The sequence below is a fragment of the Pseudooceanicola sp. genome, assembly GCF_029213205.1.
Classification (GTDB): Bacteria; Pseudomonadota; Alphaproteobacteria; order Rhodobacterales; family Rhodobacteraceae; genus Pseudooceanicola.
The window spans coordinates 1-13,335 of sequence record NZ_JARGNH010000030.1 but is presented as its reverse complement, the minus strand read 5'-3'; the positions used below and the strand labels follow the sequence as shown (position 1 = coordinate 13,335).

At 63.2% G+C, this 13,335-nt stretch carries 15 protein-coding genes; 3 read left to right on the top strand and 12 right to left on the bottom strand.

Annotation, left to right across the window (positions count from 1 at the left end):
- Window positions 1-39: 39 nt before the first annotated feature.
- From P1U48_RS16120 to P1U48_RS16110, 3 genes are read left to right on the top strand one after another with little or no spacing between them, the layout of a single operon-like run.
- Complete coding sequence (locus P1U48_RS16120) at window positions 40-831, top strand: sterol desaturase family protein (RefSeq protein WP_301070209.1); 792 nt, start codon at window positions 40-42, stop codon at window positions 829-831.
- Window positions 828-1,478 (top strand): ferredoxin, encoded by a 651-nt coding sequence (locus P1U48_RS16115; protein WP_301070208.1) that lies wholly within the window; start codon window positions 828-830, stop codon window positions 1,476-1,478. The genes P1U48_RS16120 and P1U48_RS16115 overlap by 4 nt, the downstream gene beginning before the upstream one ends.
- Before the next feature lie 13 nt (window positions 1,479-1,491).
- Window positions 1,492-1,989 carry a histidine phosphatase family protein gene (locus P1U48_RS16110; protein WP_301070207.1) on the top strand — a complete coding sequence of 166 codons (498 nt, stop codon included), beginning with the start codon at window positions 1,492-1,494 and terminating at the stop codon, window positions 1,987-1,989.
- A 62-nt stretch (window positions 1,990-2,051) separates the two neighbouring features.
- On the opposite strand, the gene P1U48_RS16105 is transcribed toward P1U48_RS16110, so the two are convergent.
- From P1U48_RS16105 to P1U48_RS16050, 12 genes are all read right to left on the bottom strand, one after another.
- Entirely contained in the window at window positions 2,052-2,843 is a 792-nt protein-coding gene (locus P1U48_RS16105) for an amino acid ABC transporter ATP-binding protein (protein ID WP_301070206.1), read from the bottom strand.
- Window positions 2,844-2,858: 15 nt separating this feature from the next.
- Entirely contained in the window at window positions 2,859-4,160 is a 1,302-nt protein-coding gene (locus P1U48_RS16100; RefSeq protein WP_301070205.1) for an amino acid ABC transporter permease, read from the bottom strand.
- A gap of 1 nt (window position 4,161) precedes the next feature.
- The gene (locus tag P1U48_RS16095; RefSeq protein WP_301070204.1) at window positions 4,162-5,418 is read right to left on the bottom strand and encodes an ABC transporter permease subunit; all 1,257 of its coding nucleotides are present in this window, start codon (window positions 5,416-5,418) and stop codon (window positions 4,162-4,164) included.
- 141 nt (window positions 5,419-5,559) lie between these two features.
- A complete protein-coding gene (locus P1U48_RS16090; RefSeq protein WP_301070203.1) occupies window positions 5,560-6,579 on the bottom strand; it encodes an amino acid ABC transporter substrate-binding protein in 1,020 nt (339 codons plus the stop codon).
- 265 nt (window positions 6,580-6,844) lie between these two features.
- Window positions 6,845-7,567 (bottom strand): ATP12 family protein, encoded by a 723-nt coding sequence (locus P1U48_RS16085; RefSeq protein WP_301070202.1) that lies wholly within the window; start codon window positions 7,565-7,567, stop codon window positions 6,845-6,847.
- A gap of 2 nt (window positions 7,568-7,569) precedes the next feature.
- Complete coding sequence (locus tag P1U48_RS16080) at window positions 7,570-8,244, bottom strand: HAD-IA family hydrolase (protein WP_301070201.1); 675 nt, start codon at window positions 8,242-8,244, stop codon at window positions 7,570-7,572.
- On the bottom strand, window positions 8,241-9,284 hold the full coding sequence (locus tag P1U48_RS16075; RefSeq protein WP_301070200.1) for an RluA family pseudouridine synthase: 1,044 nt from the start codon (window positions 9,282-9,284) through the stop codon (window positions 8,241-8,243). The genes P1U48_RS16080 and P1U48_RS16075 overlap by 4 nt, the downstream gene beginning before the upstream one ends.
- The gene (gene crcB / locus P1U48_RS16070) at window positions 9,281-9,661 is read right to left on the bottom strand and encodes a fluoride efflux transporter CrcB (RefSeq protein ID WP_301070199.1); all 381 of its coding nucleotides are present in this window, start codon (window positions 9,659-9,661) and stop codon (window positions 9,281-9,283) included. The genes P1U48_RS16075 and crcB overlap by 4 nt, the downstream gene beginning before the upstream one ends.
- 57 nt (window positions 9,662-9,718) lie before the next feature.
- Window positions 9,719-11,038 (bottom strand): replication-associated recombination protein A, encoded by a 1,320-nt coding sequence (locus P1U48_RS16065; protein WP_301070198.1) that lies wholly within the window; start codon window positions 11,036-11,038, stop codon window positions 9,719-9,721.
- 4 nt (window positions 11,039-11,042) lie between these two features.
- On the bottom strand, window positions 11,043-12,452 hold the full coding sequence (locus P1U48_RS16060) for a trypsin-like peptidase domain-containing protein (protein ID WP_301070197.1): 1,410 nt from the start codon (window positions 12,450-12,452) through the stop codon (window positions 11,043-11,045).
- A gap of 152 nt (window positions 12,453-12,604) precedes the next feature.
- On the bottom strand, window positions 12,605-13,024 hold the full coding sequence (gene rplQ / locus P1U48_RS16055; RefSeq protein WP_301070196.1) for a 50S ribosomal protein L17: 420 nt from the start codon (window positions 13,022-13,024) through the stop codon (window positions 12,605-12,607).
- Between the two features lie 149 nt (window positions 13,025-13,173).
- The coding region (locus tag P1U48_RS16050; RefSeq protein WP_301070221.1) for a DNA-directed RNA polymerase subunit alpha C-terminal domain-containing protein at window positions 13,174-13,335 on the bottom strand (162 nt) is incomplete at its 5' end.

The following is a 13,335-nucleotide window of genomic DNA, read 5'->3' as shown; positions in this document are numbered from 1 at the left end:
GCCCTTGCCGAATGCCGCCTGGCACGCCATGTCTGGGCCATGGCACATGAAACCCTGATCCGGCTGGGATTTTTCCTGGGGCTGTTCGCGCTCTTTGCTTTGGCCGAGGCGGCACTGCCGCGCCGGAGGCGGGTCAACGGGCGCTGGCGGCGCTGGGCGACCAATGGCACCCTGACCCTCCTGAACAGCGCCACATTGCGCCTGCTGGCGCTGGCTTTGCCGCTGTTGTCGGTCGGTGCGGCGCTGGATGCCGCTCGGCTGGGTTGGGGGCTGTTCAACCTCACCGCCTGGCCGAATTGGATCGAGGTCGGGCTGGCGATTGTCATCCTCGATTTCGCGATCTGGTTTCAGCACCTTGCCAGCCACAGGATTCCGCTGCTCTGGCGGTTGCACCGGGTGCATCACGCCGACCGCGACATCGACGTCAGCAGCGCCATCCGCTTTCACCCGTTCGAGATCGGCCTGTCGATGCTCTACAAGATCGCGGTGATCTATGCGCTTGGCCCGGCCGCCATCGCGGTCATCATCTTTGAGGTGATGCTGAACGGCTGCGCCCTGTTCAACCATGCCAATCTGGCGCTGTCCGAACCGGTAGACCGCTGGCTGCGCCGGGTGATCGTGACCCCGGACATGCACCGGGTGCACCATTCGGTGCGCCGCACCGAGCATGACAGCAATTATGGCTTTACCCTGTCGATCTGGGACCGGCTGTTTCGCACCTATGTCGCCCAGCCCGAGGGTGGCCATGACGGGATGACGCTTGGCCTGACCTGGCAGGACGACCGCCCGACGCGTCTGGGGTGGAGCCTGTGGCTGCCGTTCCGCAAATGAACTTTGCCGCGCTCAGCGCCGCAGCCCGGGACCGCGGGCTGGCGATCCGCGCCGCGCTGCATCCCGCCGCAGCGGATCCGGACCTGCCCGCGGGCACCGGCACCCTGCTGCTGCTTGGCCCGGATGAGCCGGGGTTCTGGGCCCGGATCACCGGCAGCGCCGAATGGCAGGACGGGGGCGCCGACCCGGTCGACCGCTGGTCGCGCCGGGTGGTTGGCGATTGGGCCGGACAGATCGGCGCGACGGCATTGTTTCCCTTTGGTGGCCCGCCCTTCCGCCCCTTCATCGGCTGGGCATTGGCCAGCGGCTGGGTCCATGCCTCGCCGGTGTCGCTGCTGGTGCATGCCGAGGCCGGGCTCTGGCTGTCGTTTCGCGGCGCACTGGCCCTGCCCGGCCGGATCGCCCTGCCCGAAGTCCCGGCCAATCCCTGCATCACCTGCCCCGATCAGCCCTGCCGCACCGCCTGCCCGGTCAGCGCGCTGAATGAACGCGGCTATGACGTGCCCGGCTGCAAGTCATTTCTGCGCAGCAAGGCCGGTCAAAGCTGCATGACCCATGGCTGTCAGGTCAGAACCGCTTGCCCTGTCGGGCAGGCGCATGGCAGGCTGGTCGCACATTCCGCCTATCACATGGCACAATTTGTTTAACGATTACCATTGCATGACCAAACGCCTGATTTTGATCCGCCATGCCAAGTCAAGCTGGGCAGAGCCCGGGATCGACGACCATGATCGCCCGCTCAATTCCCGGGGGCGCCGCAGCGCCAGCGCCATCGGTGCCTGGCTGCGCAAGATGGGCTATCAGCCCGATCTGGTGCTGTGTTCAACCGCCCTGCGCACCCGCGAAACCTGTGACCTGCTGGCGCTGGAGGCCAAGGTGATGCATCTGCCCGCCCTCTATCTGGCCGAGGCCGAGGCGATCCTGAGCGCGCTGCAGGCGGCTACGGGCAAGACGCTGGCGCTGATCGGGCACAATCCCGGGATCGGTGATTTTGCCACCCGGATCCTGACCGAGACGCCGCCGCACGGCCGCTTTGCCGATTATCCGACCGGTGCGACCCTGGTTGCCGATCTGGCGACGGACAAATGGCGCAATCTGGACTTTGCCAGCGGCAGGATGGTGAATTTTATCACCCCGCGCGAATTGACCGGCGATTAGGCCGAAACGTCAAAGCCCCGCAGCTTGGCGGGGCTTTGCTGTTTCCTGCCCAGGCAGGCTGGTCAGTGCCCGAGGATCTGCGACAGGAACAGCTTGGTGCGCTCCGACCGTGGGTTGTTAAAGAATTCCTCAGGCTCGTTCTGTTCGACGATCTGGCCCTGATCCATAAAGATCACCCGGTTCGCCACCTGACGGGCAAAGCCCATTTCGTGGGTCACACAGAGCATGGTCATGCCCTCTTCGGCCAACTCGATCATGGTGTCGAGCACCTCTTTGATCATCTCGGGGTCGAGCGCCGAGGTCGGTTCGTCAAACAGCATGATCCGTGGTTTCATGCAGAGCGACCGGGCAATTGCCACCCGCTGCTGCTGGCCGCCAGACAATTGGCCGGGGTATTTGTCGGCCTGTTCCGGGATTTTGACCTTTTCCAGGAAATGCATTGCGGTGTCGATCGCCTCTTTGCGGGGCGTCTTGCGCACCCAGATCGGGGCCAGGGTGCAATTCTCAAGAATGGTCAGATGCGGGAACAGGTTGAAATGCTGAAAGCACATGCCAACCTCCGACCGGATCTTGTCGATGTTCTTGAGGTCGCTGGTCAGTTCGGTCCCGTCGACCACGATCCGCCCGGCCTGATGTTCCTCAAGCCGGTTGATGCAGCGGATCAGGGTGGATTTACCTGACCCGGAAGGGCCGGCGATGACGATCCGTTCCCCCCGGTTCACCGTCAGGTTGATGTCGCGCAGCACATGAAAGGTGCCATACCACTTGTTCATATTCGAGATTTCGACCGCCACCTCGTCCGAGACGGTCATTTTCGTCCGGTCGATTTCACGCTTTGTCGCAGGTTCAGACATTGGGGTTTCCTCTAATTAGTGCCCGGTCTGAAGCTTGCGCTCCAGATACATCGAGTAGCGGGACATTGAGAAACAGAAGATAAAGAAGACGACGCCGATAAAGATGAACAGCTCCCAGTAGATGCCGTTCCACGACTGGTCCGCACGAATCGCATTGGCGAGGCCAAGCGGGTCGAACATCGAGATGATTGAGACCAGCGTGGTGTCCTTGAAGACGCCAATGAATGTCGAAACGATACCCGGGATCGAGATTTTCAACGCCTGCGGCATGATGATCAGCCGCTGTGCCTGCCAGTAATCGAGGCCCAGACTGTCGGCCCCCTCGTACTGGCCCTTGGGCAGCGCAGCCAGGCCGCCGCGGATCACCTCGGCCATATAGGCCGATGCGAACAGCGTCACCATGATCATCACCCGCAGGATGATGTCGAAATTGGTCCCCGGCGGCAGAAAGATATTCAGCAGGGTCGAGGCGATGAACAACAGAGTGATCAGCGGCACACCGCGGATGAATTCGATGAAGCCGACGCAGATCGCCTTGACCAGCGGCAGGTCCGATTGACGGCCCAGCGCCAGCAGGATGCCGATTGGCAGCGAACACATGATCGCCGTGACGCCAATCGTGATCGACAGCATGAAGCCGCCGAACTGACGTGAATCCACGGTTTCGAGTCCGATCGGCAGCGCCGATGACAGCGCCGGTTCGATCAGCGGTGAAATGAGACCCCACCAGATCAGCGCCGAAACAACCGCCGCAATCAGCGCCAGCGCGCTCGTGAGGTACTTGTCGGCGAGACCGAAGACGAAATAGGCCACCACAAACCCGAGCAGCGCCATCAGCGGCCCCCAGATCGTGCCGCCCCAGAGCAACCAGACGGCCACAAAGGGAAAGATGGCGGTAAAGCCCAGGAGTTTGGATGGCACCCGTTCCGCAAACAGGATCGGGGCAATCGCCACGAACAGCAGAACGATGGTGAGCACCGGCCGCCAATACATCTCGGACGGGTAGAACCCGAACATCAGCTGCGGCCAGCGTTCGCGGATGACACCCCAGCAGGCGCCATGGTCTCCGGCCAGAAGCTCACGACATTCGGTCAGCGAATTCATCGACCAGGTGGGCGAGAACAACCAAGGCAGAAGCCCGGCCAGAAGGAACAGCACAAAGGCCAGTGAAACCAACGTCAGGATCGAGTTGATCCAACCGGAAAACAGGTTTTCCTTGGCCCAGCCGATGGCGCCGATCGTCGACGACGGCGGGTCCTGCTGCGGCAGCATGGTGTCGCGCACAAAGAGGACCGTGTCTGCATGAGTGTTTGACATCTTACCTCTCCACCAGTTTCACGCGAGAGTTGTACCAGTTCATCACGCTCGAAATGCTCAGCGAAATGGCCAGATAAACCAGCATCCCCATCAAGACCGTCTCGAGCTCGCGCCCGGTCTGGTTCAGGGTGATGCCCATCAGGGTGCCCGTGATGTCCATGTAACCGACCGCAATCGCCAGCGACGAGTTCTTGGTCAGGTTCAGGTATTGCGAGATCAGCGGCGGGATGATGACCCGCAGCGCCTGCGGCAGGACCACAAGACTCATGATCCGGCCTGGGCGGATGCCCAGTGCTGCCGCCGCTTCGGTCTGACCACCTGAGATGGCGAGGATACCGGCGCGCACGATTTCAGCAATAAAGGCGGCGGTATAAAGGGACAGAGCCAGCCAGAGCGCAATCAGGGAATTGCGCATATGCGTGCCACCCTGAAAGTTGAAGCCTTTCAGCGCCGGATAACCCAGGTGGAATCCCAGCGCCACCAGCAGGATGATCAGCGGCACAAACACAACGGCCAGCCGGGTGTGCCATGTTCTGGGCCGAACACCGGTGGCGTTCTGGATCACATCGGCGCGCTTCCTGATTTTCGCCGCGCCGTAAAGGCCGGCCCCCAGCACGATCAAAACGGCAATCAGATCGAGGCTGATACCGAATACCCCGCCGACCGAAACATCGCCGAGCCCGCGCGAAAACAGCGGCTCGGGAATATAGACGCCGCGATTGGTGATTGCGACGGAATCAAAGAGCATCATCGAGGCTTCGGGCGTTTCCCCCCGGAAATCTCGGGGTGAGGGCAGGCTTTCGATCAGAATAGCCATGCACAGCACGATCCACATCAGCACCGGAACGTTGCGGAACATCTCGACATAGACGGTCATCAACCGGGCGATCAGCCAGTTGCCGCTGAGCCTCAGCACCCCGACCAGAACCCCGACGATCGTTGCCGTGATGCAGCCCAGAACCGCGATTAGCAGCGTATTTAATAGCCCGACGAATGCAGCACGCAGATGCGTGCTTTGTGAATTGTAGTCAATGAGGCGCTGATTGATATCGTAACCGGCTTGTTCGGTCATGAAACCGAAAGAGGGTTCCTTGCCCAGATCGGCCAAGTTTTGCGCGGTATTGTTGAATAGCCAACCGATAAAAATCAAAAACGCGATCAAGGCAATTGTCTGGAAAGTGATCGACCGATATCTGGTATCGTAGATCAGCATAGACAACTTGAACGACGCCGCTGGTGGGTCGATTGATGTGGTCATCCTGATTGTTCCCCGTTGTCCCGGCCTTGTCATGCGGCGTCTTGCTGCGCCATTGGCCGGATCATTTGCCGTCCCGGCGCGACACCGGGTCGGGCGGAAAGGCAAAGGGCGCGGGGTTTAACCCGCACCCTTACCAAGTGTTTAGCGGAACGGCGGTGCGTATTGCAGGCCACCATCGGTCCAGAGCGCGTTCAACCCACGCGCCAGGCCGATTGCGGTGTTTTCACCGATCGTGGTTTCAAAGATCTCACCATAGTTGCCACCGACCTTGATGGCATTCTTGGCCCAATCCGCCGACAGGCCGAGCATTTCGCCCAAGTTGCCTTCGGTGCCAAGCAGACGGTTGATCTCGGGGTTGTTGCCCGGCGTCGCCGACAAGGCATCGATATTGGCTGAGGTGATACCCAGTTCTTCGGCTGCGATCAGCGCGAACATGGTCTGACGCACAACGTCGCCCCATTCGTCATCGCCATGGCGCACCAGCGGAGTCAGCGGCTCTTTCGAGATGATTTCCGGCAGAACGACGTGATCGCCCGGGTTCTCAAAAGTGGCGCGGGTGGCAGCCAGGCCCGATGCGTCGGTGGTGTAAACGTCGCAGGCACCGGCAAGATATTGCTGCTGGCCTTCGGCGTTGGTTTCAACCGGCACCGGCTCATAGGACATGTTGTTCTTGCGGAAAAAGTCCGCCAGATTCAGCTCTGTCGTTGTGCCGGTCTGGATGCAGACGGTCGCGCCGTCCAGTTCTTTGGCCGATGACACACCCAGCGATTTGGGGGCCAAGAAGCCCTGACCATCATAATAGGTCACGGCCGCGAAGCTGAACTTGAGATCCACATCGCGCGAGAAGGTCCAAGTGGTCACCCGCGACAGCATGTCGACTTCACCCGACGCAAGCGCGGTGAACCGGGTCTTGCCGGTGGTCGGCACGAATTCGACAGCAGTGCCATCGCCAAAGATGGCCCCGGCCACGGCACGGCACATGGCAACGTCAAAGCCTTCCCATTCACCACTTGCGTTCGGCGCCGAGAACCCGGCCAGGCCAGTGTTCACGCCACAATTCAGCTTGCCGCGTGCTTTCACGTCGTCAAGCGTTGCAGCCGCCGCCGCACCAGCCATCAGACCAGCAACAGTCAGCGCTCCAATAAATGCGGTTTTTTTCATTTTTACCTCTTCCTAATGTCCCCGCCTGTACCTTCGGCGGGTTTCGAATCCTCGGTGGATCCAATTCGAATTTGCATCAGGGGTGCTCCCCCCTAGTCAGCATGTCCAGAGTGTGCGGGGATTCATTTCCATTGGTCAAGGGTGTCATCACCAAAATAAATGTGCCGTCTGGGCACCTACCGAGCGGTCACTGCTATTTGGTGTTTCCTGCCAATGGGCCAACGACATCAGGACCCGAGTTGATCCCGTTCACATTGACGCGAGGTCAATAAATGGGCGTTTTCGATGCGAAATCAAAGAATTGTTTGGCATCGACAAGCGACTGGCGTTTAACCGCGGCAGCGGCGGTGGCCTCGTCATCGGTCCCCCAATGCTCGGCCTGCCAATCCTCGTCGATACGCGACAGATCCCAGGCCTCGACAGCGGTTATCCGGTCATGCGCAGCGGCCAGCGCCAGGACGAGTGACCCGGTCAGACTGACCAGATCATGGAACGCGGCCAGTTGAAACGGAGATTGTCGCCGGACCTCGCGATCCAGCCGAACCAGCGCCGCTGGCGCTTGCGACGCATGCACGACGCCGGTGCGCGGCTGCAACCGGGCAGCGAAACGCGTGCCCGCCCAATCCAGCAGCGGGTCCCAGGCGGCGGCCTGACGCTCGACCAGCTCAATCGGTGCGTCTGCCCGATAACAGAGCAGATCGCTGTCGCCATAGGCAGAGAGCATATCGGCGACCTCGTCGAACTGCACCGCCACCTTGTCGATGGCGGCATTGGCGCTGCGGGTCGCGGGCATGAGTCGCGGGTCGATCAAATCCGTTTGCGCGCGCCATTCCTCGGCCACCCGCTCGGCCAGGGCGCGGGTCGGCAGATGCAGGGGGGCCTTGGCCGGGGTGCACAAGGGCCTTTTGTCCAGCAGAATGGCAAAACCCTGGTCGGTTTCGCTGATGCTGACCTCGGTCCAGAACCGTTTTGCCGCCCAATCTGCCATGGTCAGGTCCCCGCCAACACCCGCTCGATCGCGGCGGGCAATTCGGTGGTGGCGCGGACATGGGCATGGGCTGCGCCCAGTTCCCGGGCTGGATGATAGCCCCAGCCAACCGCGATCCCGGCAATTCCGGCGGCCCGGGCCATGTCCATGTCAAACGAGGTATCACCGATCATCACCGCGCGATCCGCCGCGATACCGGTTTCGGCCAGCGCCGTCAGCAGCATCGAAGGATGCGGTTTTGACGGGTGATGGTCAGCCACCTGCAGGCTGACGAAATGGTCACGCAGACCATGCGCATCAAGCAGGCCGATCAGCCCGCGCAGCGATTTTCCAGTGGCAATCGCCAGCCTTGTGTCGGGATCCGCGGCAAGCTCCTCGATCACCTCACGGATCCCCGGATACAGCGGCACCAGCGCCGCGCCGCCCGCGGCCATGCGGCGGCTATAGCCTGCGCGATAGCCATCGGCCATGCGCTGATGATCCTCTGGTGCCAGATCGGGTGCCAGCTTCGGCATCGCGTGATCCAGCGACAGACCAACGATGCCCAGAACCGTTTCGCGTGGTGGCACCGGTTGATCAACGGCCGCAAAGGCGTCGGCCATTGCCGCCAGGATATGGCCCTGGCTGTCGGAAATCGTGCCGTCGACGTCAAATATCACCAGACGGGGCGCGCTCATTCCTCATCCTCGAACGGGTCGGCGATCACATCGGCCTCGTGCCAGCCCACCGCCTCCCAGGTCCGCGCCATATGCTCGGGCAGCGGCGCGGTCAGGTGCAGCGGCTGGCCGGTGATCGGATGCTGGATGGTCAGTGACCGCGCATGCAGGTGCAGCTTGCGGCTCAACTCGCCCCCCAGCTGCGCCCCCCAACCATCGCCCAGGTTTTCCTGCCCGGAGCCGCCGTATTTGCCGTCGCCAATGATGGGATGCCCGATCTCGGCCATATGCGCGCGCAGCTGATGGGTCCGCCCGGTGATCGGCACCAGCGCACACCAGGAGGCCCGGCTGCCCAATGCCGACAGCACCGCGTAATCGGTGGTGGCGCGTTTGGCGCCCTCGGTCCGGGCCACCGCATCCGGGTGGATGCAATGCATCTTTTCGCCCTCGCCCCCGGCCCCATGGCCCGGCGCCTTGACCAGCCCATAGCGGATGGTGCCCATCCGTGGGCTCGGCACCCCGGCGACGGCGGCCCAATAGATCTTGCGGGTGGCGCGATGACGAAACGCCTCGGTCAGGGCAGCGGCCACCGGGCGGCTGCGGGCCAGCAACAGCAGGCCCGAGGTGTCCTTGTCCAGCCGATGCACCAGGCGCGGCTTTTCCTCGAGGTCATAGCGCAGCCCCTCGGCCAGCTGGTCGACATGGCGGGTCAGCTTGCTGCCGCCCTGCACTGGCAGGCCCGGCGGCTTGTTCAGCGCGATAATATGATCGTCTTTCCACAGCACGCAGGAGCGGATGAAGCGGATATCGGCCTCGCTCACCCGGGTCTGGCGGATGGGGACGCTGGGCCCGGCCTCAGGCAGCGGCGGAATCCGCACATCCTGCCCCGGTTCCAGCCTGGTATTGGCCTTGACCCGCGCGCCATCGACCCGCAATTCACCCTTGCGGCACATCTTTTCGATCCGGCCCTGCGCCACATGCGGAAACATCCGCCTGAGCCAGCGATCCAGACGCTGATCGCCGTCGCCCGGCCCGACAGTGATGGTTTGAACCCGGCTCATCCGATGGCCCCCCGTGCCAGATAGATACCTGCCACCAGAGCCGCCAAAGATAGCGTCACCGACAGCCCGACATAGAGCGCCGCTTGCGCCGCCGCTCCGCGTTCCCAGAGGGTATAGGCCTCAAGCGAAAAGGCGGAAAAGGTGGTGAAGCCGCCCAGAACCCCGGTCATCAGAAACGGGTTGAGATGGGCCAGCCCGCGATAGCCCAGCCAGACGAACAGGATACCCATAATCCCCGATCCCAGAACATTCACCGCCAGCACCCCGAGCGGAAAGCCAGTCACCCCGAACAACCGCGCGACCGCTACGCCGGACAGATAGCGCAGCGCGGCGCCAAGCGCGCCGCCAGCAGCAACTTTTATAAGGGTGGATATCATAGCGCGTCCATCGCGCGGGGCCTGTCGTTTGTCAAGGCGGCGCAGCAGGCAGGGCGGTTAGTCCGCAGCGTCGCCGCGCTTGTCCCTCAGTCGGGAAAACCAGTCCAGCCGCTTCTTCAAGTCCCGCTCGAACCCGCGTTCGACCGGTTGATAGAACCCCTTCCGCGCCATATCGTCGGGGAAATAATTCTGCCCGGAAAACCCGTCCTCGGCGTCGTGGTCATAAGCATAGCCGGCGCCATAGCCCTGGTCCCGCATCAGCGCGGTCGGCGCGTTCAGGATATGTTTCGGCGGTGGCGTGCTGCCGGTCTGGCGCGCGGCGGACATCGCCGCCTTGAACGCGACGTAACCGGCGTTGGATTTCGGCGCCAGCGCCAGATAGAGCACCGCCTGCCCCAGCGCTAGCTCGCCCTCGGGGCTGCCCAGACGCTCATAGCACTGCCAGGCTTCCAGGCAGATGCCCTGGGCGCGCGGATCGGCCAGGCCGATATCCTCGACCGCCATCCGGGTGATCCGCCGGGCAAGAAAGCGCGGATCCTCGCCTCCGGTCAGCATCCGCGCCAGCCAATAGAGCGCCGCATCCGGGTCGCTGCCGCGCACTGATTTGTGCAGCGCCGAGATCAGGTTGTAATGCTCATCGCCGGATTTGTCGTAATTCGTCGCCCGCCGCTGCAGCCGTGTCGCCAATGCGGCGGTGTCGAGCGGTGCCGAAACCTGCCAGGCCGCCACTTGCTCGATCAGGTTCAGCAGCGCCCGGCCATCGCCATCCGCCATCCCCAGCAGCGCCGCCCGCGCGTCCGGGTCCAGCGGCAACGGCGCCGCCAGTTCGGCCTCGGCGCGCTGCGCCAGCCGTTCCAGATCGGCCAGCGGCAGCCGTTCCAGCACCAGCACCTGGGCGCGCGACAACAGCGCGGCGTTCAGCTCGAACGAGGGGTTTTCTGTGGTCGCCCCGACCAGCAGGATGGTCCCGTCTTCCATATGCGGTAGAAACCCGTCCTGCTGTGCCTTGTTGAAACGGTGGATTTCATCAACGAACAGCAAGGTGCCCTTGCCATTGCTGCGGCGCATTCTGGCCGCCTCAAAGACCTTGCGCAGCTCCGGCACGCCGGTGAAAATCGCCGAGATCTGGACGAAATGCAGATCGGTTTCCGCCGCCAGAAGCCGGGCGATGGTGGTCTTGCCCACCCCGGGTGGCCCCCAAAAGATCAGCGATGACAGTGACCCCGCCGCCAGCATCACCCCCAGCGGCGCCTCCGGCCCCAGCACCTGGGCCTGGCCGATCACCTCGCCCAGGGTCTGCGGGCGCAGCCGGTCCGCCAGCGGGCGCGGCGCGTTATCGGCGACCGGGACCGGGCCGTTGGCAAAGAGATCCGGCACCGCGCTACAGCCGGAATCTGAGCGACAGCCGCTCCAGCCCGCGCTGGATATCCAGCGTCAACCGATTGCGCGACTCGCCCAGGGCGCTGATCGCATCGGCACTGCCTTGCACCGCAACACCGTTCACCGCGGTGATCACATCACCCCGACGCAGCCCGGCGCGGGCGCCAAACGGCCCCGGATCGGTGACCACCGCGCCCTCTGCCGTCAATGGCAAGCCAAACTCGGCCAACACCGCCGGATTGATCCGCACCAGCGCCAGCTCGGGGATCGGGGTGTCGCGGCCGCTGACCCTTGCATCGCGCGGCGGATCCTCGGCCGGGGCGGTCAGCCGCACGGTCAGGTTCAGGACTTCGCCGGCCCGGAAGATGCGCAGCGGCAACTCCGCCCCCTCGCCCGCGACGCCCATGCGATAGATCATTTCCGCCGGGGTATTCACCGGCTGCCCGCCCACCGCCAGCACCACATCGCCCGGCAGCACCCCGGCCTGGCGGAACGGGCTGGCCGGATGCAGATCGGAAATCACGATGCCGCCGGGGCGATCCAGCCCCAGCCCTTCGGCCAACCCGGCATCGACCGGTTGACCATTCAGCCCAGCCCAGGGCCGACGGAACACCGTCGCCCCGGCCCGCGCCTGGCGCACGAATTGCTGCACCAGCGACGCCGGAATCGCGAAACCGATGCCGTTCGAGCCGCCGGATTTCGACAGGATCGAGGTGTTGACCCCGATCAGATCGCCATTCACGTCAATCAGCGCACCGCCGGAATTGCCCGGGTTGATCGGCGCATCGGTCTGGATGAAATAGCCACGCGCATTGCCGGTGGCGGTGCCAGACCGTGCCAGCCCCGAAACGATGCCGCTGGTCACGGTCTGGCCAACACCAAAGGGATTGCCGATCGCCAGCACCAATTCGCCAACCTCGACCCCGTCACTGTCACGCAGCGCCAGATGCGGCATCTCATCCGCGTCTTCCAGCTTCAGGATAGCCAGATCGGCCTCGGCATCGGCCAGCAGGATCCGGGCGCGGTATTCGCGCCGGTCGTTCAGCACCACCCTGATGTCATCGGCCTGTTCGACCACATGGTGGTTCGACACCACGATCCCATCCGCCGACAGGATCACCCCGGAGCCCAGCGAATTCTGCACCTGCGGGCGGGTCTGGCCAAAATCGCGAAAGAACTCGCGAAAGAACGGATCATCGGCAAAGGGCGATGTCCGGGCCTCGACCACCCGGCTGGCATAGATATTCACCACCGCCGGCGCCGCGTGTTTGACCAGCGGCGCGAAACTCAGAGAGATTTCCCCCTGGCTGACCGGCACCCGGGTCTCTGCCATCCCCACCGCCGCTCCGGACAGGGCCAGAGTCAGGGCCAGAGTCAGGGCCAACAAGATCGGTGCAACCACTCTCATCATCCACCGCATATGCGAATCCCTCCCCCGGTATGCAAGCCGACTCCCGGCTTCATCTTTCCCGAAATACTCCCGCCGAAGCAAAAGTCTTTCGCACAACGCAAAACCCCCGCCCAACCGGGCGGGGGTTTGCTTATCCCTGACAGGGGCGTCGATCAATCCTCGGCAGCCTCTTCCGCGGCGACGCGGACCTTGTCGGCGGCGCCTTTCGCATCAGGATCGCGGTCGACGAATTCGATGATCGCCATCGGCGCCATGTCACCATAGCGAAACCCGGCCTTCAGGATGCGGACATAGCCACCCTGACGGTCCTTGTAGCGCGGCCCCAAAACCTCGAACAGTTTCGCCACATAGGCGTCCTGTTTCAACTGACTGGCGGCCTGGCGACGGGCGTGCAGATCACCGCGCTTGCCCAGGGTGATCAGCTTTTCGATGATCGGGCGCAGCTCTTTGGCTTTCGGCAGAGTCGTCTTGATCTGCTCATGTTCGATGAGCGAGCCGGCCATGTTTGCCCACAGCGCCTTGCGGTGCTCATGGGTGCGGTTCAGGCGGCGGTAACCTCGTGCGTGACGCATGTTTTTTACTCCAATGGCCCTCTACGGGCGGTTTTGCTTTGTCTGGCCGGTGATGCGGGTCACCAGCTCTCCTTGGGGCAGAACGCCCGGGTCTTGGTACTCCCCTCTCCCCACGGGGGAGAGGGTCAGGGTGAGGGGCCTGGGCCGCCTCAGAACTGGTCTTCGAACTTCTTGGCCAGGTCTTCGATATTGTCCGGCGGCCAATCCTCGACATCCATGCCAAGGTGCAGGCCCATGCCGGACAGCACTTCCTTGATCTCGTTCAGCGACTTGCGGCCGAAGTTCGGGGTGCGCAGCATCTCGGCTTCGGT

Coding starts and splice junctions, on each gene's coding strand:
- P1U48_RS16120 (WP_301070209.1), top strand. CDS start 40: ATGGCACATGAAACCCTGATCCGGCTGGGATTTTTCCTGGGGCTGTTC.
- P1U48_RS16115 (WP_301070208.1), top strand. CDS start 828: ATGAACTTTGCCGCGCTCAGCGCCGCAGCCCGGGACCGCGGGCTGGCG.
- P1U48_RS16110 (WP_301070207.1), top strand. CDS start 1,492: ATGACCAAACGCCTGATTTTGATCCGCCATGCCAAGTCAAGCTGGGCA.
- P1U48_RS16105 (WP_301070206.1), bottom strand. CDS start 2,843: ATGTCTGAACCTGCGACAAAGCGTGAAATCGACCGGACGAAAATGACC.
- P1U48_RS16100 (WP_301070205.1), bottom strand. CDS start 4,160: ATGTCAAACACTCATGCAGACACGGTCCTCTTTGTGCGCGACACCATG.
- P1U48_RS16095 (WP_301070204.1), bottom strand. CDS start 5,418: ATGACCACATCAATCGACCCACCAGCGGCGTCGTTCAAGTTGTCTATG.
- P1U48_RS16090 (WP_301070203.1), bottom strand. CDS start 6,579: ATGAAAAAAACCGCATTTATTGGAGCGCTGACTGTTGCTGGTCTGATG.
- P1U48_RS16085 (WP_301070202.1), bottom strand. CDS start 7,567: ATGGCAGATTGGGCGGCAAAACGGTTCTGGACCGAGGTCAGCATCAGC.
- P1U48_RS16080 (WP_301070201.1), bottom strand. CDS start 8,244: ATGAGCGCGCCCCGTCTGGTGATATTTGACGTCGACGGCACGATTTCC.
- P1U48_RS16075 (WP_301070200.1), bottom strand. CDS start 9,284: ATGAGCCGGGTTCAAACCATCACTGTCGGGCCGGGCGACGGCGATCAG.
- crcB (WP_301070199.1), bottom strand. CDS start 9,661: ATGATATCCACCCTTATAAAAGTTGCTGCTGGCGGCGCGCTTGGCGCC.
- P1U48_RS16060 (WP_301070197.1), bottom strand. CDS start 12,452: ATGATGAGAGTGGTTGCACCGATCTTGTTGGCCCTGACTCTGGCCCTG.
- rplQ (WP_301070196.1), bottom strand. CDS start 13,024: ATGCGTCACGCACGAGGTTACCGCCGCCTGAACCGCACCCATGAGCAC.